General features: G+C 71.9%; 19 protein-coding genes. 10 read left to right on the top strand and 9 right to left on the bottom strand.

Annotated features, from left to right (window positions below):
- Nucleotides 1–99: 99 nt before the first annotated feature.
- Together ASD62_RS19170 and ASD62_RS19165 are read left to right on the top strand one after the other, a co-directional pair.
- On the top strand, nucleotides 100–999 hold the full coding sequence (locus tag ASD62_RS19170) for an ABC transporter ATP-binding protein (RefSeq protein WP_082581092.1): 900 nt from the start codon (nucleotides 100–102) through the stop codon (nucleotides 997–999).
- The gene (locus ASD62_RS19165; protein ID WP_056917796.1) at nucleotides 996–1,862 is read left to right on the top strand and encodes a hypothetical protein; all 867 of its coding nucleotides are present in this window, start codon (nucleotides 996–998) and stop codon (nucleotides 1,860–1,862) included. The genes ASD62_RS19170 and ASD62_RS19165 overlap by 4 nt, the downstream gene beginning before the upstream one ends.
- Before the next feature lie 68 nt (nucleotides 1,863–1,930).
- On the opposite strand, the gene ASD62_RS19160 is transcribed toward ASD62_RS19165, so the two are convergent.
- Nucleotides 1,931–2,539: a TetR/AcrR family transcriptional regulator gene (locus tag ASD62_RS19160; protein WP_235530798.1), complete on the bottom strand. Its 609-nt coding sequence runs from the start codon at nucleotides 2,537–2,539 to the stop codon at nucleotides 1,931–1,933.
- A 62-nt stretch (nucleotides 2,540–2,601) separates the two neighbouring features.
- Between ASD62_RS19160 and ASD62_RS19155 the strand changes: the two genes are divergently transcribed.
- From ASD62_RS19155 to ASD62_RS19140, 4 genes are read left to right on the top strand one after another with little or no spacing between them, the layout of a single operon-like run.
- Nucleotides 2,602–3,747, top strand: coding sequence for an acyl-CoA dehydrogenase family protein (locus ASD62_RS19155; RefSeq protein WP_056917794.1), 1,146 nt, complete (start codon nucleotides 2,602–2,604; stop codon nucleotides 3,745–3,747).
- Nucleotides 3,748–3,752: 5 nt separating this feature from the next.
- On the top strand, nucleotides 3,753–4,520 hold the full coding sequence (locus ASD62_RS19150) for an SDR family oxidoreductase (protein WP_056917793.1): 768 nt from the start codon (nucleotides 3,753–3,755) through the stop codon (nucleotides 4,518–4,520).
- Entirely contained in the window at nucleotides 4,517–5,314 is a 798-nt protein-coding gene (locus tag ASD62_RS19145; protein WP_056917792.1) for an SDR family oxidoreductase, read from the top strand. The genes ASD62_RS19150 and ASD62_RS19145 overlap by 4 nt, the downstream gene beginning before the upstream one ends.
- Nucleotides 5,315–5,350: 36 nt before the next feature.
- Nucleotides 5,351–6,355 carry an NADPH:quinone oxidoreductase family protein gene (locus tag ASD62_RS19140; protein ID WP_056917791.1) on the top strand — a complete coding sequence of 335 codons (1,005 nt, stop codon included), beginning with the start codon at nucleotides 5,351–5,353 and terminating at the stop codon, nucleotides 6,353–6,355.
- A gap of 30 nt (nucleotides 6,356–6,385) precedes the next feature.
- Here the strand turns inward: ASD62_RS19140 and ASD62_RS19135 are convergent, their stop codons facing one another.
- The 4 genes from ASD62_RS19135 to fabG form a co-directional block, all read right to left on the bottom strand.
- Nucleotides 6,386–8,380 carry a cell wall-binding repeat-containing protein gene (locus tag ASD62_RS19135; protein WP_056917790.1) on the bottom strand — a complete coding sequence of 665 codons (1,995 nt, stop codon included), beginning with the start codon at nucleotides 8,378–8,380 and terminating at the stop codon, nucleotides 6,386–6,388.
- Nucleotides 8,381–8,544: 164 nt separating this feature from the next.
- Nucleotides 8,545–9,579, bottom strand: a complete 1,035-nt coding sequence (locus ASD62_RS19130; RefSeq protein ID WP_157581645.1) for a hypothetical protein — start codon at nucleotides 9,577–9,579, stop codon at nucleotides 8,545–8,547.
- Between the two features lie 173 nt (nucleotides 9,580–9,752).
- Nucleotides 9,753–10,736, bottom strand: a complete 984-nt coding sequence (locus tag ASD62_RS19125; RefSeq protein ID WP_056917788.1) for a hypothetical protein — start codon at nucleotides 10,734–10,736, stop codon at nucleotides 9,753–9,755.
- Nucleotides 10,736–11,491: a 3-oxoacyl-ACP reductase FabG gene (gene fabG, locus ASD62_RS19120; RefSeq protein WP_056917787.1), complete on the bottom strand. Its 756-nt coding sequence runs from the start codon at nucleotides 11,489–11,491 to the stop codon at nucleotides 10,736–10,738. Before fabG ends, ASD62_RS19125 begins: the two co-directional genes overlap by 1 nt.
- Nucleotides 11,492–11,765: 274 nt before the next feature.
- Between fabG and glgX the strand changes: the two genes are divergently transcribed.
- The 3 genes from glgX to treZ all read left to right on the top strand — a co-directional run bounded on the left by glgX (nucleotide 11,766) and on the right by treZ (nucleotide 18,398).
- Complete coding sequence (gene glgX / locus ASD62_RS19115) at nucleotides 11,766–13,931, top strand: glycogen debranching protein GlgX (RefSeq protein ID WP_056917786.1); 2,166 nt, start codon at nucleotides 11,766–11,768, stop codon at nucleotides 13,929–13,931.
- Between the two features lie 120 nt (nucleotides 13,932–14,051).
- The gene (treY, locus tag ASD62_RS19110) at nucleotides 14,052–16,502 is read left to right on the top strand and encodes a malto-oligosyltrehalose synthase (protein WP_235530797.1); all 2,451 of its coding nucleotides are present in this window, start codon (nucleotides 14,052–14,054) and stop codon (nucleotides 16,500–16,502) included.
- A 21-nt stretch (nucleotides 16,503–16,523) separates the two neighbouring features.
- Entirely contained in the window at nucleotides 16,524–18,398 is a 1,875-nt protein-coding gene (treZ, locus tag ASD62_RS19105) for a malto-oligosyltrehalose trehalohydrolase (protein WP_056917785.1), read from the top strand.
- A 21-nt stretch (nucleotides 18,399–18,419) separates the two neighbouring features.
- On the opposite strand, the gene ASD62_RS19100 is transcribed toward treZ, so the two are convergent.
- From ASD62_RS19100 to ASD62_RS19090, 3 genes are all read right to left on the bottom strand, one after another.
- Nucleotides 18,420–18,887 carry a GNAT family N-acetyltransferase gene (locus ASD62_RS19100; RefSeq protein WP_082581068.1) on the bottom strand — a complete coding sequence of 156 codons (468 nt, stop codon included), beginning with the start codon at nucleotides 18,885–18,887 and terminating at the stop codon, nucleotides 18,420–18,422.
- Nucleotides 18,887–19,840 carry an acyl-CoA thioesterase II gene (locus ASD62_RS19095; protein ID WP_056917784.1) on the bottom strand — a complete coding sequence of 318 codons (954 nt, stop codon included), beginning with the start codon at nucleotides 19,838–19,840 and terminating at the stop codon, nucleotides 18,887–18,889. Before ASD62_RS19095 ends, ASD62_RS19100 begins: the two co-directional genes overlap by 1 nt.
- 62 nt (nucleotides 19,841–19,902) lie before the next feature.
- On the bottom strand, nucleotides 19,903–21,354 hold the full coding sequence (locus ASD62_RS19090; protein ID WP_056917898.1) for a PLP-dependent aminotransferase family protein: 1,452 nt from the start codon (nucleotides 21,352–21,354) through the stop codon (nucleotides 19,903–19,905).
- Nucleotides 21,355–21,416: 62 nt separating this feature from the next.
- Between ASD62_RS19090 and ASD62_RS19085 the strand changes: the two genes are divergently transcribed.
- Nucleotides 21,417–22,145 (top strand): hypothetical protein, encoded by a 729-nt coding sequence (locus tag ASD62_RS19085; protein WP_235530796.1) that lies wholly within the window; start codon nucleotides 21,417–21,419, stop codon nucleotides 22,143–22,145.
- Here ASD62_RS19085 and ASD62_RS19080 read toward each other — a convergent pair.
- The gene (locus ASD62_RS19080; RefSeq protein WP_056917783.1) at nucleotides 22,134–24,254 is read right to left on the bottom strand and encodes an ATP-dependent DNA helicase RecQ; all 2,121 of its coding nucleotides are present in this window, start codon (nucleotides 24,252–24,254) and stop codon (nucleotides 22,134–22,136) included. The genes ASD62_RS19085 and ASD62_RS19080 overlap by 12 nt on opposite strands.
- Nucleotides 24,255–24,289 lie beyond the last annotated feature (35 nt).

The following is a 24,289-nucleotide window of genomic DNA, read 5'->3' as shown; positions in this document are numbered from 1 at the left end:
GGTCGTCATCCTCCGGGCCCGTGACCCGAGACCAAAGGATGACCCCACAGGTGCCCCGGACCGATGTGGCGACCACCGCTGCGCCCGCAGGCTGGCTCCATGATCTCAGTGAACAGCCTGACCAGACGCTACGGACCCGTGGTGGCCGTCGACGACGTCACCTTCGACGCCAAGCCGGGGCTCGTCACCGGCTTCCTCGGCCCGAACGGTGCCGGGAAGTCCACCACGATGCGCATCCTGTGCGGCCTGACGCCCGCCACCTCCGGCACCGCGACCGTCCTCGGTCGCCCGTATGCCGCCCTGCCGAACCCCGGGCGCCACGTGGGCGTCCTCCTCGACGCCAGCGCCCAGCACGCGGGGCGGACCGGGCGCGAGGTCCTCGCCCTCTCGGCCCTGGTCATGGGGGTCGACCGCCGCCGGGTCGACGAGGTGATCGACGTCGTCGGGCTCACCGAGCGCGAGAGCCACCGACGGGTGCGCAACTACTCCCTCGGCATGCGGCAGCGGCTCGGCCTCGCGCACGCCCTCCTGGGCGACCCGGAGGTCCTCGTGCTCGACGAGCCCGCGAACGGCCTCGACCCGGCCGGCATCCGGTGGATGCGTTCGCTGCTGCGCGGTTTCGCCGACGACGGGGGCACGGTGCTCCTCTCGTCGCACCTGTTGAACGAGATCGAGCTCGTCGCGGACGAGATCGTCGTCATCGGGAACGGCCGGATCGTCGCCTCCGGCACGAAGGCGGAGCTGCTGCGAGGGGCCGGCACGACGGTCCGGTCCACCGACGACGCAGCCCTGGAGGGGGCGCTGCGAGCGGAGGGGATCGCCAGCACCCGGGCCCCCGGTGGCGGGCTCGTCGCCGAGGCAGAACCTGCCGGTGTCGGTGCCGCGGCTGCCCGGCACGGGATCGTCCTGGTCGAGCTGCGGCAGGCGGACGGCCGCGGACTCGAGGACATGTTCCTCGAGCTCACCGCCAGCACCGCCCGTGAGGAGGTGGCGGCATGAGCGCCCCGGTCGGCACCCAGCCCACGTCGGCGACCGCGCCGGGTGCGACGGGCAACCCCGCGCACCCGGTCACGCGCCCCGGCTCCCAGGTCTCGCTGCCGCGGATCGACGGAGCGCGTCCCACGACGGGGATCCCGTTCGGGCGGCTCGCCCTCGTGGAGCTGCGCAAGCAGCTCGACACGCGCGCCGGCCGCTGGCTGCTCGTCACCATCGGCCTGGTCGTCGCGGGCATCGTCACCATCATGCTGTTCGTCGGCGGAGGTGCGCACGGCTACGAGGGGTACTTCGGGGCCACCGCGCTGCCCCTGATGCTCCTGGTGCCGATCGTCGGCATCCTCGCCGCGACCGCCGAGTGGTCCCAGCGCACGGGACTGACGACGTTCGCGCTCGAGCCGCGGCGCCACCGGGTGGTGCTGGCCAAGGTGGTCGCGTCGACGGTCGCGGCGGTGGCCTGCCTGGTCGCCGCCCTGGCCCTCGCGGCGGTGGCGAACCTCGTCGCCGTCCAGGGGCGCGGTGCGGACAGCCCGTGGACCCTCTCCGCCGGGATGCTGTGGGGCGTGGCGCTCGTGCTCGTCCTGAGCCTGGCCCAGGGTGTCGGGTTCGGACTGTCCCTGCTCAACACCCCGGCGGCCATCGTCGGCTACCTCGTCCTCCCGACGGTCTGGTCGATCGTCACCGGTTTGGTGGAGCAGATGAGGAGCGTCGGCCAATGGCTCGACATCGGCGCCGCCACCGAACCCCTGCTCGAGGGGGCAGCCATGTCGGCACGGGACTGGGCGCAGGTCGGCACGTCGAGCCTGGTGTGGGTGGTGCTCCCGCTCGCCATCGGCTTCTGGCGCGTGCGCCGGTCCGAGGTGAAGTAGTCCGACCAACGACGTATGGCGCGGGCCCCCTCGGGGGAGCCTGCGCCATACGGGCGCGGTGGGGTCGGTCAGCGGGCGGTGACGAGGCGGATGCCGAGGTCGGCGTAGGCCTCGCCGATCGCGGCGGGGGTGCGCTTGATCTCCGGGTCGTACCAGCGCGCGACGTCGACGGCCATCGACATCAGGGCCAGCGTCGTGTCGGGGACGTCCTCGACGCTGAACTCGCCCGAGGCGACCCCCGCCGTGACGACGTCGCGGACCACGGCGTCGATCTGCTTGCGCAGTCCCAGGACGGCGTCCCGGTGGGAGGGGGTGAGGTTGCCGAACTCGTACTGGACGATGCGCGCGACGCGGAAGTGCTCGGCGTGCCAGCGCGAGAAGGTGCCCATGATGGCGCGCAACGCCTCGGTGGGGGACCCCGCCGCCTCGGACGCCTCGACGAGCATGTCGCGCGCGGCCTCGTGCCCCTCGCGGCTGAGCTGGTAGAGCAGCTCCTCCTTGGAGGCGAAGTGCACGTAGACCCCGGCGGGTGACAGGCCGGCGCGTGAGGCGATGTCGCGTGTCGTCGTCGCATGGAAGCCGCGGTCGGCGAAGGCCTCCGCGGCAGCCTCGAGGAGGCGGTGCGCGGTGTCGGTGCCGGGCTCGCTCGCGGCAGCGGCACGCACGGGGGTCGACATGGTTGACAGCATGCCGCAGCCATCGCAGACTAAGCAAGCGCTTAGTCACTTGGAGGATCGCAATGCCCCGGAACATCTACGGCCCCGACCACGAGGCCTTCCGCAGCTCCGTCCGCGAGTTCATCGACCGCAACCTCAAGCCACGGGCCGAGCAGATGCTCGAGGTGAAGTCGGTCGACCGCGACATCTGGAAGGAAGCCGGGAAGCAGGGCCTGTTCGGCCTCGACATCCCCGAGGAGTTCGGCGGCATGGGCGCCGACGACTACCGCTTCAACGCGGTGGCCGCCGAGGAGATCGCCGGCTTCAACTTCGCGGTGTCCTCGTGCTTCGGCATCCACTCCGACGTCTGCCCGCCCTACATCGTGGACCTGGGCACCGAGGAGCAGAAGCAGCGCTGGCTGCCGGGCATGGCGAGTGGCGACCTCATCGCCGCGATCGCGATGACCGAGCCCTCCGGAGGTTCGGACCTCGCAGCCCTGAAGACGACCGCGGTGCGTGACGGTGACGACTGGATCCTCAACGGTTCCAAGACCTTCATCACCAACGGCTACCAGGCCGACCTCGTGATCGTCGCGGCGCGCACCGACCCCTCCAAGGGCGCCAAGGGCATCAGCCTGCTCATGGTCGAGGCCGGCATGGAGGGCTTCAACCGCGGGCGCAAGCTCGACAAGGTGGGCCAGGAGGAGGCCGACACCTCCGAGCTGTTCTTCGAGAACGTCCGCGTCCCCGACGCGAACCGGCTCGGCGAGGAGGGCCTGGGCTTCATCTCGATGATGCAGCGCCTTCCGCAGGAGCGGATCGGCGCCGCCGTGGCCAACACCGCGCACGCGTTCCAGATCTTCCGCGAGACCGTGGAGTACACCAAGGAGCGCAAGGCGTTCGGGCAGGCCATCGGGTCCTTCCAGCACAACAAGTTCAAGATGGCCGAGCTGCAGACCAAGCTCGAGGTCACCCAGGCCTACATCGACGACTGCATCGCCGCGCACGCCGACGGCACCCTCACCGCCGTCGACGCCGCCAAGGCGAAGTGGTGGTCCGCACAGGTGCAGAACGACGTCCTGGACGAGTGCGTCCAGCTCTACGGCGGCTACGGGTTCATGAACGAGTACCGCGTGGCCCGCGCCTGGCGCGACGCCCGCGTCTCGAAGATCTGGGCCGGCTCGAACGAGATCATGAAGGAGCTCATCGGCCGCGACCTCGGCCTCTGACACCCATGGCTACCCACCCGACGCACGACAACGCCGTCGCGATCGTCACGGGCGCCTCTCGCGGGATCGGCCTCGGCATCGCCGAGAAGCTGGTCGCCGAGGGTGCCCGAGTGGTCATCACGGCCCGCAAGCCCGAGGCCCTCGCCGAGGCGGTCGCCCACCTCGGCGGACCGTCCAAGGCCCTCGGCATCGTCGGGAACGCCGCCGACGAGGCGCACCAGGACGAGGTCCTCGCGGCTGCCCGCGAGACCTTCGGTGGCCTCGACTACCTCGTGAACAACACGGGCATCAACCCCGTGTACGGGCCGATGCTCGACGCCCCGCTCGACGTGGCGCGCAAGATCATGGAGGTCAACGTCCTGTCGGCGTTCTCCTGGACCCAGAAGGCCGTCGCTGCCGGACTCGGCAGCGAGGGCAACCCCGGTGCGATCGTCAACGTCGCCTCCATCGCCGGCCTCGGAGCGACCGGTTCGATCGGCTGGTACGCCGTGAGCAAGGCCGCGCTGATCCACCTCACCGTGGAGCTGGCCTACCAGCTCGGACCGGCCCTCCGCGTGAACGCCGTGGCCCCGGCCGTCGTGAAGACCAGGTTCGCCGAGGCGCTCTACGAGGGTCGTGAGGAGAAGGTCGCCTCGGCCTACCCGCTCAAGCGGCTCGGGCTGCCGGAGGACATCGCGGGAGCCGTGTCGTTCCTGCTGTCCAGGGATGCAGGCTGGGTGACGGGGCAGACGCTCGTCGTCGACGGCGGCGTCACCCTCGGCGGCAACCTGTGACGCTCGACCTGGCGGGCCGGGGCGTCGTCGTCACGGGCGCCGGTCGGGGGATCGGGGCCGCGTACGCGAAGGCGTTCGTCGCTGCCGGTGCGCGGGTCGTCGTCAATGACCTCGACGCCGGGGCCGCCACCGCCGTGGCGGAGTCGTTGGGGGACAACACCTTCGCGGTCGCCGGCGACGCCTCCAGCGAGGACGGCGTGGCGGCGCTCGTCCAGTCGGCCCGTCAGCACCTCGGCGAGATCGACGTCTACTGCGCGAACGCGGGCGTCGCCCGTGGAGGGACCGAGGCCGTGGCCCAGAAGGCGTGGGACGTCTCGTGGAACGTCAACGTGATGGCGCACGTGCGCGCCGCCAAACTGCTCGTGCCCGGGTGGCTCGAGCGGGGGAGTGGCACGTTCGTCGCGACCGTCTCGGCCGCCGGCCTGCTCTCCATCCCCGGAGCCGCGCCCTATGCCGTCACCAAGCACGCGGCATACGCATTTGCCGAGTGGCTTTCGATGACCTACGGCGACAAGGGAATCCGCGTCCATGCAGTGTGTCCCCAGGGCGTCCGCACGGACATGCTGTGGAGCTCCGGCACCGCTGGGCGGGCCCTCATGGAGCCGGACGCCGTCGACCCGGACGACGTGGCGCGCGACCTCTTCACTGCGATGGAGGAGGAGCGCTTCCTCGTCCTGCCGCACCCCGAGGTGGCCACGATGTACGCCCGCCGCGCGAGCGATCCCGATCGCTGGCTCGCCGGTATGCGGCGGATGGCCGGTGCGCTGCCGGCCGTCACCATGGGCACCGACTGACCTTCGCTCCACCCCGTCCGACCTCAGGAGAACCGCGTGCACGCATGGCAGGTCACCGCGCTGGGCGAGCCCGCTGACGTCCTCGCCCTCGCAGAGGTGCCCAGCCCGCAGGTGCCGGCCGGGCACGTCCGGGTCAGGGTGCTGGCGACGGCGCTGAACTTCCCCGACGTGCTGATGGCGCGCGGCCACTACCAGGTCCGGCCGGAGCTGCCGTTCGTGCCAGGGGTCGAGGTCTGCGGTGAGGTGCTGGAGGTCGGGCCGGGTGACGGTGGTGTCACGACCGACCCGCACGTGTCGGTGGGCGACCGGGTCGTCGGCACGACCGCGATGCCGCACGGCGGCCTCGCGCAGGAGGCCCTCCTGCCACTCGGTGGCACCTTCGCCGCACCGTCCTCCCTCGACGACGCGGCGGCGAGCTGCCTCACCATCGGCTACCAGACGGCATACGTGGGGCTCGTCCGGCGGGCCGGCCTGCGCCGGGGCGAGACGCTGCTCGTCCATGCCGCCGCCGGAGGAGTGGGCAGCGCCGCCGTCCAGGTCGGGAAGGCCCTCGGGGCGCGCGTCGTCGCGGTCGTCGGCGGCGAGGCGAAGGCTGCGGTGGCCCGCGAGGCTGGTGCGGACGTCGTCGTCGACCGGACCGCCGGCGACCTGGTCGCGGGGCTGAAGGACGCGCTCGGTCGCTCCGGAGCGGACGTGGTGTTCGACCCCGTCGGTGGGGCGTCCTACGACGCCTCGACCAAGGTGGTCGCGTTCGAGGGACGCATCGTGGTGGTGGGTTTCACCAGTGGCACCATCCCGGCACCCGCGCTCGGCCACGCATTGGTCAAGAACTACTCGATCCTGGGCCTGCACTGGGGGCTGTACCTCCAGCGGGACCCCGCCGTGGCGCGGGAGGCACACGCGGCGCTGACCGCGATGGCCGATGCCGGCCAGATCAGGCCGGTCGTCTCCGAGCGGGTCGCGTTCGGGGACGCACCGACCGCCCTGACCAGCCTCGGCGCCGGTCGGACCACCGGACGCCTCGTCGTCATGGCCCGCTGACGCCCCGCCGGGGGCGTCAGCCAGAGCGGTTCAGGGCAGGTCGGGCAGATCGCGGATCTCTCGCTCGATTGAGGTGCCGACGACCGAGGTGCCGCCGGCGATGGTCACCCCCGACGGGCGCAGCCGTTGCAGCTCACGCCGGGTCGGGTCCGGCAGCCGGGTGGGTCCGGTGAGGAGCAGGGGCTCGTAGCCTCGGGTCGACGGGCCGAGCGAGAGGGCGTCGGGGAAGTTCGCACCGGAGGCGAGGGCCGCACTCGCCCCGTCGGGCCACCGGCTCCGGCTCACCGTCACGGCGGTCGCGTAGCGGTCGGAGCCCGACAGCCGCTCCACCGACCCGGACGGTCCCACGAGGGCTGCCAGCTGGGCCTGCACGGCGGTGGACACGGCACCGGTGCCACCGACGATGACGATGTGGCTCGGCTTGAGCCGGACCAGCTCGTCGCGCGTGCTCCTCGGCAGCTTCGCACGGGCCGTGAGCAGGACGGGGGCATAGTCCTTGGCCGCGGGCGGCGCAGCCACGAGCCCGTCCGGGTAGTTCTCGCCCGACACGACGTAGGCGGTGGCGTTGCCCTGCGGGTTGAACGCCGCGCTCAGCGCGGCCGCGGTCGAGTACCGGTCGGTCCCACTGATGCGGACGACCTGCACGGCATACTTCTTCGCCTCGGTGACGACCGCCTCCGAGACGGCGCCCGGTCCGCCGACGACGTAGAGCCGGTAGCGCTTCATCACGGTCAGGGGCTGGATCATCTCCGTGGGGAGGCGGTCGCGGGAGGTGAGGAAGAGGGGGATCTGGAAGCGCCCGGCGGCGGCCCCGGCACCCAGGACGTCGGGGAAGGACTCGCCCGAGGCCAGGATCCCGTTGCTGCTCGTCAGTGGTCCGTAGTTGTTCATGATGATGTCCGCGGACGTGCCGTACCGGTTCTTGCCCGACCACCGCTGGATGCTGATCGGCTGGCGCGGCGTCCACACCTGGCGCACCGTGGGTCCGGGGAAGATGATGGTGTGCAGCCCGACGCAGCCGCCGTAGGTGCCGCTGCACGCAGCGACGAAACCGTTCTCCCTCGCCCAGAAGGAGCCCGTCTGCGGCGTCTCTACGTGCACGGGTGCGCCGGTCTCGGGGTAGAGGACCGCATCGCATCCTTGGGACCGGTCGGCCTTGGGCCAGCAGACGAGCACACCGAGCGGCCCGATCGCCCCACCCTCGATGGGGGTCTCGGCGTCAGGCGCGATGGCGACGCGTACAGGTCCCTGGGGCGAGGATCGAAACACCTCGCGAGGGGACTGCGTGAAGTTGGAGTCCGTGGCCATGCGGGTCCAGGCGACCAGGTTCCCCGAGACACCCAACGGGGTGAGGTCCTCCCAGGCGTCAGCCGTCGCCGGGCGCTGGTCCAACGTGACCGGAGCGGTCCCGTCGAGGGGGACCTGCACCAGTCGGGTGTCCTTGGCCCAGTCGTGGGTCGCCACGATGAGTGAGGCGCCGCCGCAGGCAGTGGAGCCCGTGAGGCGCCCCGGGACGGTCGCCAGGAACCGGGTCAGACCGTTGCGGCCGTGCAACCTCAGCGTCGTGCTGGTGGCGGAGTCCGTGGTGGTCGTGGAGGAGGTGATCCATCCCCCGGCTGCCGCTGAGACGACCTGCACCTCGCCGACGTCCGCCGTGCCGTGGGCGGTGCTGGTGACCGACCACCAGTCGACCGTCGCGGAGGAGCGCCCCGTGGCCGGGTCCTGCGTGTAGTGCGTCGAGGTGATGGAGTCGCCGCACACCGAGAAGTTGCGGGGCTGACTGGTGCCGTCGGAGGGGGCCGCGGGCGGGAGGGTGCGGGTCCACACCGTGTCCCCGTTGTCGCTGACGAGGTCGAGCCTCACCGGCTCGGTGTACTCCGTGCTCGACGCGAACACCGTCCCCCGGAACGTGTTGCCGATCGCCCCCGACTGGAAGGGGGCCGTCAGAGAGGGTACGACCTGGGGCGTCGCCGCGGCCCCGGGCAGGGCGAGCGTCCCGGCCAGTGCCGCCAGAACTCCCGCCATCGCGATGCGCCTCGAACGTGCAGACCCCATGACGACCAACCCCTCCCCGAGATACCGGGACGAAGTGTGCCATCCGGGGCAGGCGGGTGTCCCGGGATTCGAGGCAGCCACCGAAGGGCTGGGCGACCAACGGACCAGCCGACCGGCCGAACCTGCGTTGCGCTTCAGGCGCCGACGGCGCGCTGCAACCGGGCCAGCTCCGCCGGGGGGAACAGGTCGCGCGGCAGGAAGATCGAGGGCTGACCCTGCTGCCGGTCGATGCGGACGACCCGCCGACCGACCACGCACCGACGGGCAGACCTCAGCACGAAGGTGTCCTCCAGGTCGTCGCCGGTGCGCAACCGCAGGCCGCCGTCGGTGATCGCTGCCTGGATGACCAGTCCGGGCGGGTAGGTCCGCTGGATCCCTCTCAGGGTCACCACCGTGCTCAGACCGAGCATGCCGAGGATGAAGGCCGGCGCGGCGGCATAGGCAGGGTCCAGCAGGACCGCGGCAGCGAGCAGGAGGGCGGAGAGGGCGAGGAGGACCACGACGCTGGGTCGGCGCCACAGGAAGACGAGGACCGCTCGTCGGATGGCCTGCCGCACGGGGGCGGTCACGACGACCACGATGGGAAGGTCGGCTCCGTTCATGGCGGGAAGGGGGTGGTGGCCGGGGGACGGCGGGGTGAGGAGGAACCCGAGGTCGGCGTCGGTCAGCATGGCGCCGAGCACGAAGCCCCGGCGCCGGTTGCGGCGCAGCCGCAGCTGCAGGACGGAGCCGCGTCGGCGCGCCGAGGCCAGGGATCCGGCCCGGAACTCCGTGCGCCCGTTGCCGGTCTCCATGACGAGCACCTCCGGAGCGGCATACCAGGACCGCACGGTCGTCCCGAGGGGGAGCATCTGGCGGAACGCGCGCGTGAGCCGCGCCGAGGTGGCCACGACCTGGAGGGCGTAGTACCCCGCCGTGACGACACCGAAGACCCACCACGGGATCGCGTCGAACTGGGCCAGGACGCAGGCGCTCGCGACGACGGCGACCACGACGGCCCACAGGCTGCGCGGCCCCACCACGGTGAGCACGACCGCGGAGCGCGTCGCCCGACGGACCAGGGCCTCGTCGCAGGACACCTCGATCGATGCCCTCGGCAGAGCAGCCGTCGTGGGCAGCACACCCGCCCAGTCGGCTGCCACGGGCTCGGTCTGTCGTTCGTCCCCCACGGCCACGGAGTGTAGGTGCGAGGACAGGAGGCCGACGGGTGGTTGGCGCGGCTCGTGGACGTTCGGACGAGTCGTGCCGCTTCGTGCACGGATCGCCCTCGATCCGGGTGGGTGGGGGCGATTCGTGCAGGAACGGGCTCAGGTCGCCCTTGAGGGGACGGGGCAGTGCGGCGTCAGCGCGCGACGAGCCCGAGCAGGCGGGCGGTGCCGTCGGCGTCCAGGGTGCCGAGCGGCAGGAGGTGGACGCGTTGGCGACGCGTGCGGATCACGACCCCGTCGTCGTCGGCGCGCACGGTGCGCAGCTCGTCGGTGCCGAGGTGGGACGGATAACCCGGGACGTGCAGCACCAGGCCGTCGTCGAGGAGCGCGGCGCCGACGACCGTTCCCTCGGAGAACAGCGCTTTCGTCCCGGTGCGGACGAGCCCGAACTCGAGGATGACCACCACGGCGAGCCCGAGGGTGGCCACGACCGCGGCGGCCAGCAGGCGGTGGTCGGAGATGGCGACGGTGAGCACGGAGGCGGCCACGGCCACCTGGAGGAACGGGTGACGGACCAACGCCCGACGCATGAGGCGCACGGTGGCCTGCTGCACAGCCGGGGTGACCAGCAGCGGCGACGTGACCTCGGGGTGAGCGGCCCGGAAGCCCTCGACCAGGTCACCGTTCGCGGACGTCGAGGTGAGGAAGTCCGCGTCGTCGGCCGTCAGCAGCTCCGAGGCGGTGACGAACGCCGGCTGGCGGGACCGGGATCGGACCACCGTGACCTCTCCGACGCGCGTGACGGCCCTGGCCGCCCCTGCGGCGAAGTCCAGCGAACCGGTCGCCCGGTCGACGACGAACCGCCCCTGCGCGTCGTAGCCGGAGGTGAGCACCCGGCCCGCCCCCACGACCGCCCGGATCGACTGGTGCAGGCGCAGGCGCGACACGAGCAGCACCACCGTCGGCGCGAGGACGGCGATCGCGGCCGTGAGGAACGCCGAGTGCGTCGACAACCAGACCACCACGCCGAGCACGGCCGTCACGGCATACCGGAGGGCGATGTTGGCGGGCGGGAAGGTGGCCTTCCACGCCTCGGCAGCCATCGGCCGCACCAGGCTGCCGTCGCAGGTGATCGTCCGAGCGGGGCGGGGGGTGTCGACGAACTCGGTCGGCGGCATCAGTCCTGTGGTCCGCCGGCGACGTAGATGACCTGGCCGGAGACGAAGCCGGCCTCCTCGGAGGTGAGGAACGCGATGGTCGCGGCGATGTCCTCCGGCTGGCCGACGCGTGCCACGGGGATCTCCTTGGCCGAGTGGGCGATGAAGTCCTCGAAGGAGACCCCGATGCGCTCGGCGGTCATCTTGGTCATCTCGGTCTGGATGAAGCCGGGCGCCACGGCGTTCGCCGTGACACCGAACTTCCCGAGCTCGATGGCCAAGGTCTTGGTGAAGCCCTGCAGGCCCGCCTTCGCCGCCGAGTAGTTGACCTGGCCACGGTTGCCCTGGGCGGACGTCGAGGAGAGGTTGACGATGCGGCCGTACTTCGCCTCGGTCATGTGCTTCTGGACGGCGCGGGTCATGAGGAACGAGCCCCGCAGGTGCACGTCCATGACCGAGTCCCAGTCCTGCTCGGTCATCTTGAACAGCAGGTTGTCGCGCGTGATCCCGGCGTTGTTGACCAGGATCGTCGGCGCGCCCAGCTCGTCGGCCACCCGCTGCACCGCTGCCTCGACCTGGTCGGCCTTCGCGACGTCGACGCCCACGGCGACGGCGCGGCCGCCGGCACCCGTGATCGCGGCGACGGTCTCGGCGCAGGACCCCTCGTCGAGGTCGAGCACCCCGACGGCGTGCCCCTCGGCCGCCAGTCGCTTGGCGGTGGCGGCACCGATGCCGCGGGCTGCTCCGGTGACGATCGCGACGCGCTGGGTGGTCATGGAGGTCCTCCAAGGGGTGGGACGGGTCGGGTGGGGTCGTGCTACGCCCTGCACTCTACTGAGCAAGCGCTTACCGTGGTCCGCGGCCGGTCGCGACGGCCGTCCGAGGGTCGGTCCGCGGCCGGTCACGGCGGCACGGCGTCGCGTCTCGTCAGCACGTGACCCCCACCTCCGGCACAATGGGCTCCACGCGAGGCCAATGCCGCCCTCACCAGCAGATCCTGTCCCCGACCACCTCGTGGCCCGGGACACGACAAGAACACGAAGGCGATTCATGGAGATCTGGCCCGGCAAGGCCTACCCGCTCGGCGCGACCTACGACGGAACCGGTGTGAACTTCGCCCTGTTCTCCGAGGTCGCCGAGAACATCGAGCTCTGCCTCGTGGACGACCAGGGCGTCGAGACGAAGTACCCGCTGCCCGAGGTCGATGGCTTCGTGTGGCACGGCTACATCCCCGGCGTGCAGCCCGGCCAGCGCTACGGCTACCGCGTCCACGGCCCGTACGACCCGGCCCAGGGCCACCGCTGCAACCCCGCCAAGCTGCTCCTCGACCCGTACGCCAAGGCCATCGACGGCCAGCCCGACGGCGACGAGTCCCTCTTCTCGTACCGCTTCGACGACCCCAGCGACGAGCCGGACAAGATCAACACCGACGACAGCCTCGGCCACACGATGCTCTCGGTCGTCATCAACCCGTTCTTCGACTGGGGCCAGGACCGCCTGCCGCGCCACGAGTACCACAACAGCGTCATCTACGAAGCGCACGTCAAGGGCCTGACGGAGACCCACCCCGACGTCCCGGAGGAGATCCGCGGCACGTATGCCGGCATCGCCCACCCGGTGATCATCGACCACCTCAAGCAGCTGGGGATCACGGCGATCGAGCTCATGCCGGTCCACCAGTTCGTGAACGACTTCACCCTGCGTGACAAGGGCCTGTCGAACTACTGGGGCTACAACACGATCGGGTTCCTCGCCCCGCACAACGGCTACGCGGCCTACGGCACGCGTGGCGAGCAGGTGGCCGAGTTCAAGGGGATGGTCAAGGCCCTCCACGAGGCCGACATCGAGGTCATCCTCGACGTGGTCTACAACCACACCGCCGAGGGCAACCAGCTCGGCCCGACGATCTGCTTCCGAGGCATCGACAACGCGGCCTACTACCGCCTCGTCGACGAGGACAAGGCTCACTACTACGACACCACGGGCACCGGCAACAGCCTGCTGATGCGCCACCCGCACGTGCTCCAGCTCATCATGGACTCGCTGCGCTACTGGGTGACCGAGATGCACGTCGACGGGTTCCGGTTCGACCTCGCGGCCACGCTGGCGCGCCAGTTCCACGAGGTCGACAAGCTGTCGGCCTTCTTCGACCTCGTGCAGCAGGACCCGGTGGTCAGCCAGGTCAAGCTCATCGCCGAGCCCTGGGACGTCGGCGACGGCGGCTACCAGGTCGGCAACTTCCCGCCCCTGTGGACCGAGTGGAACGGCAAGTACCGCGACACCGTGCGCGACTTCTGGCGTGGCGAGAGCGCGACGCTCGGCGAGTTCGCGTCCCGGCTCACCGGCTCGAGCGACCTCTACGAGCACAGCGGCCGCAAGCCGATCGCGTCGATCAACTTCGTCACCGCGCACGACGGCTTCACGCTGCGGGACCTGGTGTCCTACAACGACAAGCACAACGACGCCAACGGCGAGGACGGCAACGACGGCGAGAGCCACAACCGCTCCTGGAACTGTGGCGTCGAGGGCCCGACCAAGGACAAGAAGGTCAACGCCCTGCGCCTGCGCCAGCAGCGCAACATGCTGGCCACCCTCCTGCTCTCCCAGGGCGTCCCGATGCTGCTGCACGGCGACGAGCTCGGCCGCAGCCAGGGTGGCAACAACAACGGCTACTGCCAGGACAACGAGATCTCGTGGATCGACTGGAGCCTCGACCAGGACCAGCTCGACCTCATCGCCTTCACCCAGAAGCTCGTCGAGCTGCGTCACGACCACCCGGTGTTCCGTCGTCGCCGCTTCTTCGCGGGTTCGGCCGACCACGGTGGCGAGAGCGCGGTGGGCGACATCGCGTGGTTCGAGCCCGGTGGCAACCACATGGACGAGGAGTCTTGGGCCAACGGCTACGCCCGCTCGATGATGGTCTTCCTCAACGGGCAGACGATCCCCGAGCCGGACACGCGCGGACAGCAGACGCTGGACGACCACTTCCTGGTGATCTTCAACGGCCACCACGACGTGCTCCCGTTCGTCCTGCCCGGCAAGGAGTACGGCGACCGCTGGGTCACCGAGCTCGACACGTCGGCCCAGGAGGTCCAGGCAAAGGAGTACAAGCCGGACGCCAAGGTCAAGGCCGAAGGGCGTAGCGTCGTGGTCCTGCGGTGTCCTCGTGCGCTTCCCTCCGGATCTCCCGCAGGAGCGGCCGTCGCCCGGCGATGATCTCCCCGTCAGGGGTGTCGAGGACCGACCGACGACGACCACAGTGACCGTTCGATGACGATGCAGGAGACGGGTATGCAGCGCGGGACGCCACCGCACCGGCCGGCGGAGGGGCGAGTGGTGCCCACCGCGACGTACCGCCTGCAGGTCCACGGCGGGTTCACCTTCGACAACGCGGCGGAGCAGGCGAGCTACCTCGACGCCCTCGGGGTGTCGCACGCCTACCTGTCGCCGGTCCTGCAGCCGGCGCCCGGTTCGACGCACGGCTACGACGTCGTCAACCACGACCTCATCAACGAGGAGGCGGGGGGCGGCACCGAGCTGGCCAGGCTGTCGCGCACCCTGTCGCTCTACGGCCTCGGCGTGATCGTCGACGTGGTCCCGAACCACATGACGACGCCCACCCCTGCGCACCTCAACCGCCAGTGGTGGTCGCTGCTGCGCGAGGGTCACAACTCGGAGTACGCACACTGGTTCGACGTGGACTGGGCGGCCGAGGACGACCGGGTCCTGGTGCCGGTCCTCGGTGGGCCCCTCTCCTCGGCCCTGTCGGCCGGCGAGCTGGCGGTCCACCGGGACGGCGGTCCGCGCGGCGACGAGGCGGTGCTGCGGTACTTCGACCACGAGTTCCCGGTCCGCCCGGGAACCGAGCACCTCCCGGTGGCCGAGCTCGTCGAGGCGCAGTGGTACCTGCTGTGCGACTGGCGCGAAGGCGCGCAGCGGCTCAACTACCGACGCTTCTTCGACGTGACGACCCTGGCCGCCGTGCGGGTCGAGGACCCCGAGGTCTTCGACGCCACCCACCGGCTGCTCCTGTACTTCTACCGGTCCGGGTTCGTCGACGGGTTCCGGATCGACCACCCGGACGGCCTCGCCGACCCCGGTGGCTACCTCGACCGGCTGGCCGAGGCCACGGACGACGCGTGGGTGGTGGCGGAGAAGATCCTCGAGGGGCACGAGGAGCTCCCCGACACCTGGCGCTGTGCCGGGACGACGGGGTACGACACCCTCCTCCGGGTCGGCGGCGTCTTCGTCGACCCCGCGGGCAAGGGACCGCTCACCGACCTGCTGAACCAGGTCGTCGGGCACCAGGAGGACCTCGACGCCATGGTCGTCGACGCCAAGCGGCAGGTCGTGCGTGAGGTGCAGGCCGCGGAGGTCAACCGGTTGATGCGGCTGGTCGAGCAGGTGCTGCCGTGGCACGACCAGGCCTCGCTGAAGCGCGCACTGGGTGAGCTCCTCGTCGCCATGGACCGCTACCGCGCGTACGTCGGCGGCAGCGAGGCCGACCCGAGCCAGGCCGCCGTCCTCAACGCCGCCGAGTCGCGCGCCATGGCAGTGATCGCCGGGCCCGACCAGCTCAGCCTGAGCACGATCGCCCAGCTGGCCCGCGGTGGCCGCCTCCCCGAGGCGCACGCCGACACCGAGTCGGCGCAGCGCGAGTTCGTGGTGCGCTTCCAGCAGACCTGCGGGCCGGTGATGGCCAAGGGGATCGAGGACACCACGTTCTACCGCTACTCCCGGCTCACCTCCCTCAACGAGGTCGGCGGTGACCCGGGCCTCGTCGGCATCGCCCCCGAGGAGCTGCACGAGTTCGCCTCGCGCCAGCTGGCCTCCTGGCCGACGACGATGACGACCCTGTCGACCCACGACACGAAGCGGTCCGAGGACGTCCGGGCCCGGCTGGCCGTGGTGTCCGAGCTCTCGGCCGAGTGGAAGGCGTGGGTCGGGACCGCGCGCCGACTGGCCAAGGACCACCGCGGCAAGAAGCTCGACCCGGCGACGGAGTACTTCCTCCTGCAGACCGCGGTGGGTGCCTGGCCGATCAGCGTCGAGCGCCTCCAGGCCTATGCCACCAAGGCGATTCGCGAGGCCAAGCAGCACACGACGTGGACCGACCAGGACGACGCGTACGAGGCCGACGTGCAGCGGTACGTCGCGGCCCTGCTGGGGCAACCCGCGCTCGTGTCGCACTGCCAGGCCTGGGTCGACCGCGCGGCAGCCGCGTCCCGGTCCAACATCCTCGGCCAGAAGCTCCTGCAGCTCGTCGTCCCCGGCGTCCCCGACGTCTACCAGGGGACCGAGCTGGTCGACCTGTCGCTCGTCGACCCGGACAACCGCCGACCCGTCGACTACGGGCAGCGCCGCACCCGGCTGGCCCGCCTCGACAAGGGCGGGGAACCGGCGGACCTCGACGACGAGAAGCTGCTCGTCACCTCCCGCACCCTGCGGCTGCGGCACCACCACGCGCAGTGGTTCACCGGTCACCACGCGACGTACGAGCGCGTGGCGACGACCAGCGACCACGCGCTCGCGGTCGGTCGCGGCGACGAGAGCGGCCTGCAGGTCGTCGCCGTCGTGACCCGGTTCAGCGACAAGCTCGCCGCGTCCGGTGGCTGGGGCGACGCCCACCTCGCCCTGCCGGAGGGGGAGTGGCACGACCTGTTCACCGGCCGGGCCGTCGTCTCGCTCGAGGGCCGTCCCGGCGTCCGGCTGGCACGTCTGCTGACCGACCTCCCCGTCGCCCTGCTCGTCCGTCATGGCACGCTGGGACGCGATGAGATCGCCTGAGCCCCAACCCTTGGACCACGCATGAGCTCCGCACGCACCGTCACCGTCTGGGCGCCGGTCGCCGAACGCGTCGACGTCGAGTTCACCCTCGGCGACCGCCCTGCCACGACCGCACCACTGGTGCGGCAGGACGGGGGCTGGTGGGCCTGGGAGCTCCCCGCAGACGTGGTTCCTGCCGACGGCCCGACCACGGGTGCGGTGACCGCCGGCGGTGACCCCGGTATGGCGCCGTACCCGGCCCTGGACTATGGCTTCCGTGTGGACGGCGGTGACCTGACGCCTGACCCCCGGTCGGCGCACCAGCCGCACGGAGTCCACGGGACGAGTCGGTGGTTCGACGCCTCCCAGCACCTGTGGCACGACGCCACCTGGGCCGGTCCGCAACAAGGGCTCGGTGTCCTGGGTGCGGTCGTGTACGAGCTGCACGTGGGGACCTTCACCAAGGAGGGCACGCTCGACGCCGCTCAGGCGCGGCTGCCCCACCTGGTGGAGCTCGGCGTCGACGTCGTCGAGCTCATGCCGCTCTCGGCGTGGCCCGGCCGATGGAACTGGGGCTACGACGGGGTGGGCCCGTGGGCCGTCGAGGACGTCTACGGCGGCCCCGCGGCGCTGCAGCGTTTCGTCGACGAGTGCCACCGGCTGGGGCTCGGCGTCTGCCTCGACGTCGTGTACAACCACCTCGGGCCGGTCGGCAACTACCTGTCCCGGTTCGGGCCCTACTTCTCCGACGCGCACCCGACGCCGTGGGGGGCCGGGTTCAACCTCGACGGTCCGGACAGCGAGGCCGTGCGCCGGTGGATGGTGGACAACGCCTTGCGGTGGTTCGCCGACTTCCACGTCGACGCGCTGCGCCTCGACGCCGTCCACGAGCTGCGCGACGACTCCCCGACCCACCTCCTGGCCCAGCTGGCCGACGAGGTGGCCGAGCTCGGTCGCACCCTCGGACGGCCCCTGCACCTGGTCGCCGAGAGCGACCTCAACGACGCGATGATGGTGACGCCGACCGGTGCCGGTGGCCGCGGCATGGACGCCCAGTGGGACGACGACGTCCACCACGCCCTCCACGTGTCGCTCACGGGGGAGACCCAGGGCTACTACGCCGACTTCGCCGGGCACAGCCGCGCACTTCCGGACGGTGGGCCGCTCGCCGTCCTGGCGAAGACGCTGACTCGTGGGTTCCTCCACGACGGCACCTGGTCCAGCTTCCGCGGGCACGACTGGGGTGCCGAGGTGGATCGCGAGAAGGTCGACGCGCGGCGCTTCGTCGCCTATCTCCAGACCCATGACCAGGTGGGCAACCGCGCTGTCGGAGAACGCATCTCGGCGTTGGTCAGTCCCTCGCAGCAGGCGATCGGCGCCGCGCTCTACCTCACGTCAGCCTTCACGCCGATGGTGTTCATGGGCGAGGAGTGGGCAGCCACGACACCGTTCCAGTTCTTCACCGACTTCGAGGAGCCGGAGATGGCGCAGGCCGTCACGGAGGGGCGTCGCCGGGAGTTCGAGTCGCACGGCTGGGCGGCGCACGACGTCCCGGACCCGCAGGACGAGGCCACCTACCGCCGGTCCCAGCTGCGGTGGGACGAGGTCCGCCTCGCACCGCACGCGCGCATGCTCGCGTGGTACCGGGACCTGATCGCGTTGCGGCGCAAGGAGTTCGCGCTCAGCGACGGGCGGCTCGACCTCGTCGAGGTGGACTTCGACGAGCGCGGCCAGTGGCTCGTGATGCGCCGTGGCTCCCTGCGCACCGTGGTCAACCTGGCTGGCTCGCGCTGGACGGTGCCGCTCGACGCGGCACCCACCGGGGTCGTGCTGGCGTGGGAGCCCGGCCAGACCAAGCTCAAGGAGCAGTCGGTCCACCTGCCGCCGCGCACCGCGGCGATCGTCCGCGTCGGCTGACCTCCTGCGAGTCGTGCGCGGTCAGACGGACAGCTCGTAGGTCACGAGGTCGGTCTGCCTGGCCAGCCGGTCGTAGGTCGACCGCGCCCGGGCGTTGCTCTCCCTGGTGATCCAGCGAACCTGGGTCCAGCCCCGGTCTCGGGAGACCTGCTGAAGGGCGGCGAGCAGCGCGTCCACGGCGCCCGAGCCGCGGGCGGCCGGGGCGACGAACAGGTCGTCGAGGAAGCAGGCCGTCGCGGCGGCGAGTGGTCGCACGAAGGGGCGGAAGTGCGCCATACCGACCGGCGGCGCGCCCGGGGCGGGGCGGACGACGACACACTCGAGCTCGTGGTCGGGGTCGGTCAACCAGGCCCAGATCGCGGGGGAGACCCGTTCGGGGTCGGTGACCTCGTAGAAGTCGAGGTACCCGCGGTGCAGCGCCGTCCACGTCTCGTGGTCCTCGGCGCGCAGCGCGTCGACCACCCACCGGGATGCCTCGCGCTCGACCATCAGGACTTCTTCACCCGGACCATGCCCTCCTGGGCGACGGTCGCGACGAGGGTGCCGTCGGCACCGAACATGCGGCCGATGCCGAGGCCGCGGCCGCCGGACGCCGAGGGCGACTCCTGGGTGTAGAGGATCCAGTCGTCGACGTTCACTGGCCGGTGGAACCACATGGCGTGGTCGAGGCTGGCAGGTCGCAGCCTGCGGTCGCTCCACGCGAGACCGTGGCGGCGGATGACCGACTCGAGCAGCGTGTAGTCGGAGGCGTAGGCGAGGACGGCGGCGTGCACGAGCGGGTCGTCGGGGAGCTCGCCGATCGCCTTGAGCCACACGCTCTGGTGGGCGACGTGCTCCGGGCCGGGCGCGGCGAACACGTCACCCTCGACGTGCCGGTGCTCGACGGGACGGTTGAGCAGGTGCCGGGCCTGCGGGTGGTCGACGGCGCCGAACAGGTCCTGCAGCGACGGCAGGGTCTCGGGCCCCGGGACGTCAGGCATGGCGTCCTGGTGGTCCAGGCCGTCGGCCTGCTCCTGGAACGACGTGATCATCGACAGGATCGGCAGGCCGTCCTGGATGGCGTGGACGCGGCGGGTCGAGAACGACCGGCCGTCACGCATCCGTTCGACGGCGAACCGGATCGGCTTGGTGTCGTCGCCCGGCCGCATGAAGTAGCCGTGCAGCGAGTGGATGTGGCGCGGGCCGTCGCCGTCGTCGATGTCGGCCACGGTGCGACCGGCAGCCATGACGCACTGGGCCAGGACCTGACCGCCGAAGACCCGGCCGTGCGGGGTCTTCTGGCTGCGGCCCAGGAACACCGAGGCACCGGACTCGCCGAGGTCGATGGACTCCGCGCCGTCGACGCCCTCGACGGTGATGCGGGCGGTCCCCAGCTCCTCGAGGTCGAGGGTGGCGAGCAGGTCGGCGAGGGGCTCGGTGGGTGCGGTGCTGTCGTCGGTCACAGCGGAAGCCTAGGGGGCGTGCCGATGCCGGCTCGAGGCGAGTTCGACGGTGCGGTCGGCGCTCACGCCACCAGCGGTGGACGTCGCCGGCCGGCCGGTCGGCTCGCGACGGCGTCCTCCCAGGCCAGGGCGATCCGCTCCACGGCGTCGGTGACCACCTCTGGGGTGTGGCCGGTGAACGGGATGCGCAGGAACCGCTCCATGCCCCCGTCCACCGCGAACTGCGACCCCGGTGCAAGGACGACCCCACGCTGGTCCGCCGCGACGGTCAAAGGCGTCGAGAGTGCCTCGGGCAGCTCCGCCCAGAGGCACAACCCGCCCTGCGGCACGGTGAAGCGCCAGTCCGGCAGCCGACTGTGCAGGGCCCCGACGAGCGCGTCACGCGTCGCCACGATCGCTTCCCGCCGTACCGGCAGGATGGTGTCCCGGTGTTCGAGCAGGTCCAGCAGGACGAGCTGCTCCATCACGGGGCTGCCGAGGTCGAGCGTGAGCCGAGCCGTGACCAGCGCGGGCATGAGGTCACGCGGCGCCCGCAGCCAGCCCACCCGCAGACCACCCCAGAACGTCTTGCTCGCCCCGCCCACGGTGACGGTCCGCGCGTGGTGCGCCCCCAGCGGAGACGGCATCACCAGACCCGGGTCGTGCGCGAGCTCGACGAGCGTCTCGTCGACGATCGCCACCGTCCGGGTCTGCCCCAGGGCCCGGCCCAGCCGGGCGCGGTGCTCCTCGGGCATGAGGGCGCCCGTGGGGTTGTGGAAGTCGGGCACGAGGTAGGCCGCCCGCGGCGCCGTCTGGCGCAGCGTCGCCTCGGCGGTGTCGAGGTCCCAGCCCTCGGCCCCGATCGGCAGGGCGACCGCGCGGGCGCCGGAGCGGCTGAGGGTCTCGATGGCGTTGGGGTACGTCGGGCTCTCGAGCAGCACGCGGTCGCCCGGCGAGAGCAGGGCCCGGGCCGCGATGGCCACGCCGGCGAGCGCGCCGCCGGTCACCATGACCTGCTCGGCGTCGGTGGGCAGCCCGCGCTCCGTGAGGTCGGCGGCCAGCTGCTCGCGCAGCGCCGGCAGGCCCAGCGGGTGGTAGCCCGTGCCGGTGAGGTAGCGGGGGAGCTGTTCGAGCGCGCGTTCGTAGGCGGCGACGGTCCCGACCGGCGCACTCATGGAGGCGCAGGTCAGGTCGATGACCGGGCCGTCGAGCTGGTCGGACGTGGGCTGGAGCGGCCCGCTCTGCCGGCGGCCGGTCGCCGCACCGGGGAGCACGGCCACGCTGCCCGACCCCTGCCGCGACTCGAGGTACCCGCGGTCCCGCAGCTCGGCGTACGCGCGGCCCACGGTGGTCCGGCTGACGCCGAGGGCGGCGGTCAGGTCGCGTTCGCTGGGCAGCCGGGTGCCGGCCGGGATCCGGCCGTCGGCGACCAGCAGGCGCAGGGCGTCGGCGAGGCCCCGGTAGGCCGGGCTCGTGTCGAGGGCCGCACCGAGCAGCGGGCGGAGCCGGGCGGCGGTGAGCGCACGAGGAGACATGCAGACCACTTTGACACAATTGGCTATCGGAAAACAGACCAGCAAGGACCACCATGGGGACCATGACGCGCACCACCCTCACCCCGATGACGCCGCTGCAGCAGCTCCGCGCGGGACACACGACCCGCCGCCTGGCCCAGCTGTTCGTCGGGCTCACCCTCTACGGGGTCTCGATGGGCATGCTCATCCGGGCCGGACTCGGGCTCGACCCGTGGGACGTCTTCCACTACGGCATCGCCCGTCACCTGCCCGTGAGCTTCGGCACCGTGACCATCATCGTGGGGGTGGCGGTGCTGCTCCTGTGGATCCCGCTGCGGCAGGTGCCGGGGCTCGGGACCATCGCGAACGTCGTCGTCATCGGCCTGGTCACCGATGCGACCCTGGCGCTGCTCGACCGGCCGTCGGCGATGGTGCTCCGCGTGCTGCTCCTTGGTGGCGGCATCGTGCTCAACGGGCTGGCCGGCGCGCTCTACATCGGCAGCCAGTTCGGTCCCGGACCGCGCGACGGGCTGATGACCGGACTGGTCCGCCGGACCGGGCGCAGCATCCGCCTGGTGCGCACCACGATCGAGGTGACCGTCCTGGTCGTCGGGTTCGCCCTCGGTGGCGTCGTGGGCATCGGCACGATCCTGTATGCCGTGCTCATCGGCCCCACCGTGCAGCTGTTCCTGCCGCTGTTCACCGTTCCGCTCGAGGCCCCGGCCGACGCCCGCACGGCACCGCACCGGTCCGCCGAGCCGGTACCCGAGGCCCCTGCCGAGGTGCCGAACGAGGCCGGCTCAGGCTTCTAGCGCGAGGACGAAGGGCAGCACGCCGGGCGCCCCGGCCCGCCGCAGCTCTTGGGCGGCGACGGTCAGCGTCCAGCGCGACGAGGCCACGTCGTCGACCAGCAGCACCGGCCCCGAGAGACGGGCGAGCGCCTCGCGCTGGGTCGCCGACGGGGCCAGGCGTCCCCAGACCCCCGCGAGGCGGAACGCGCTGTTCCCGCCGGACTCGCCGGTCGGGCCGCCCTCGACCAGGTCCATCGGTCCGAGCCACTCCAACCGACCCATCTCGGCCAGGCCCTGTGCGACCGACTCGACGAGCTGGGGGCGGCGGCGCGAGGGGACCGAGGCGATCGCCACCGGGCGCTCGGCCCAGTCCCAGTCGCGCAGGATCGGGACGCAGGCCCGCAGCAGCTCGGCGGGCGCCGGCCCGTCGCCGGCCCGCAGCAGGGTGCGCAGCTGCTGGCCCCACCCGAGGTCGGTGAGCCGGGCGACGGCCCGGCCCGGCGCCATACCCTCGTCGGGGGCGATCTTGCCCTTGAGGGGGACGCCCAGGCGGTCCATGCCGGACGGCCACTGGGCGCGGGCCTCGAGCTCGACGCCGGCCCGCTCGAGCCGGCCGCGTGCCGTGGTGACGGCGGTGTCGGGGATCTCGGTCGGGAACCACACCCCGGCGCACGAGTCGCACCGGCCGCACGGCAGGGCGGTGTCGTCGTCGAGCGACTCCTGGAGGAACGCCATGCGGCACTCGCCGGTCTGCTCGTAGGTGACCATGAGGTCCTGCTCGCGGACCCGGGCGGCGCTGACCCGCTCGTAGCGCTCGGCGTCATAGGTCCACGGCACCCCCGTGGAGGTCCAACCCCCGGGGACCCGGCGGACCGCACCGTCCACGTCGAGCACCTTGAGCAGCAGCTCGAGGCGGGTACGACGGATGTCGACGACCGCCTCGAGGGCTGCGGTGGAGAGGGCCTTCTGCGACTGGGCGAGGGTCGTCAGCACGGCGTCGGCCTGCTCCTGGCGCGGCATCGACGCCGACGCGAAGTAGGCCCAGATGTCCTTGTCCTCGGGGCCCGGCAGGAGCAGCACGTCGGCGCGCTCGGTGGCGCGGCCGGCACGACCGACCTGCTGGTAGTAGGCGACCGGCGACGACGGTGCCCCGAGGTGCAGCACGAACCCGAGGTCGGGCTTGTCGAACCCCATGCCCAGCGCACTCGTCGCCACCAGGGCCTTGACCTGGTTGTCGCGCAGCATCGCCTCGAGGCGTTCGCGGTCGGCCGGGTCGGTGCGCCCGGTGTAGGCACGGACCTCGTGGCCGGCCTCGCGCAGGGCCACGGCGACGTCCTCGGCGGCCGAGACGGTCAGGGCGTAGACGATGCCGCTGCCGGGCAGCGTGTCGAGGTGGGCCAGCAGCCAGGCGAGGCGCTGCTCGGGCGAGGTCAGCCTCATGACCCCGAGCCGCAACGACTCGCGAGCCAGGCCGCCCCGCAGCGTCAGGACGTCGTGACCACCGGCACCGAGCTGCTCCACGACGTCGGTGACGACCCGCGCGTTCGCGGTCGCCGTCGTCGCCAGCACGGGGGTGTCGGAGGGCAGCGTCGTGAGCAGGTCGCGGATGCGGCGGTAGTCGGGACGGAAGTCGTGGCCCCAGTCGGACACGCAGTGCGCCTCGTCGACGACCAGGAGCCCGCAGCGCCGGGCGAGGTCGGGCAGCTGCTCGTCGCGGAACCGCGGGTTGTTGAGCCGCTCGGGGCTGACCAGCAGGACGTCGACCTCGTCGGCCGCCAGCGCCGCGGAGACCCGGCCCCACTCGTCGGCGTTGGCGGAGTTCATCGTGACGGCCCTGATGCCGGCGCGCTGGGCGGCGGCGATCTGGTCGCGCATCAGCGCCAGCAGGGGGGAGACGATCACGGTGGGTCCGGCGCCCTGCTCGCGGCGCAGCGCGGTCGACACGAAGTAGACCGCGGACTTGCCCCATCCCGTGCGCTGGACGACCAGGACGCGACGCCGGTCGCCCACGAGCGCCTGCACGGCCTCGAACTGCCCGTCCCGGAAGTCGACGTCGTCGCGGCCGACGAGCCTGCGCAGCACCCCCGTGGCGAGGGTGTGCAGGTCGGTGGCCGCAGCGGTCGTCTCCATGGTGACCACCGTATGCCGCCGGCCCGACACCCCTG

Source organism: Phycicoccus sp. Root563, from assembly GCF_001427915.1.
Lineage (GTDB): Bacteria > Actinomycetota > Actinomycetes > Actinomycetales > Dermatophilaceae > Pedococcus.
This window is presented reverse-complemented; position numbering and strand designations above follow the sequence as displayed.

Excerpts from the sequence above, each read along its gene's own strand:
- ASD62_RS19160 (WP_235530798.1), bottom strand. The coding sequence starts at position 2,539 with ATGTCGACCCCCGTGCGTGCCGCTGCCGCGAGCGAGCCCGGCACCGAC.
- ASD62_RS19135 (WP_056917790.1), bottom strand. The coding sequence starts at position 8,380 with ATGGCGGGAGTTCTGGCGGCACTGGCCGGGACGCTCGCCCTGCCCGGG.
- ASD62_RS19100 (WP_082581068.1), bottom strand. The coding sequence starts at position 18,887 with ATGGTCGAGCGCGAGGCATCCCGGTGGGTGGTCGACGCGCTGCGCGCC.
- fabG (WP_056917787.1), bottom strand. The coding sequence starts at position 11,491 with ATGACCACCCAGCGCGTCGCGATCGTCACCGGAGCAGCCCGCGGCATC.
- ASD62_RS19125 (WP_056917788.1), bottom strand. The coding sequence starts at position 10,736 with ATGCCGCCGACCGAGTTCGTCGACACCCCCCGCCCCGCTCGGACGATC.
- glgX (WP_056917786.1), top strand. The coding sequence starts at position 11,766 with ATGGAGATCTGGCCCGGCAAGGCCTACCCGCTCGGCGCGACCTACGAC.
- ASD62_RS19150 (WP_056917793.1), top strand. The coding sequence starts at position 3,753 with ATGGCTACCCACCCGACGCACGACAACGCCGTCGCGATCGTCACGGGC.
- ASD62_RS19080 (WP_056917783.1), bottom strand. The coding sequence starts at position 24,254 with ATGGAGACGACCGCTGCGGCCACCGACCTGCACACCCTCGCCACGGGG.
- ASD62_RS19090 (WP_056917898.1), bottom strand. The coding sequence starts at position 21,354 with ATGTCTCCTCGTGCGCTCACCGCCGCCCGGCTCCGCCCGCTGCTCGGT.
- ASD62_RS19155 (WP_056917794.1), top strand. The coding sequence starts at position 2,602 with ATGCCCCGGAACATCTACGGCCCCGACCACGAGGCCTTCCGCAGCTCC.
- ASD62_RS19085 (WP_235530796.1), top strand. The coding sequence starts at position 21,417 with ATGACGCGCACCACCCTCACCCCGATGACGCCGCTGCAGCAGCTCCGC.
- ASD62_RS19165 (WP_056917796.1), top strand. The coding sequence starts at position 996 with ATGAGCGCCCCGGTCGGCACCCAGCCCACGTCGGCGACCGCGCCGGGT.
- treZ (WP_056917785.1), top strand. The coding sequence starts at position 16,524 with ATGAGCTCCGCACGCACCGTCACCGTCTGGGCGCCGGTCGCCGAACGC.
- ASD62_RS19170 (WP_082581092.1), top strand. The coding sequence starts at position 100 with ATGATCTCAGTGAACAGCCTGACCAGACGCTACGGACCCGTGGTGGCC.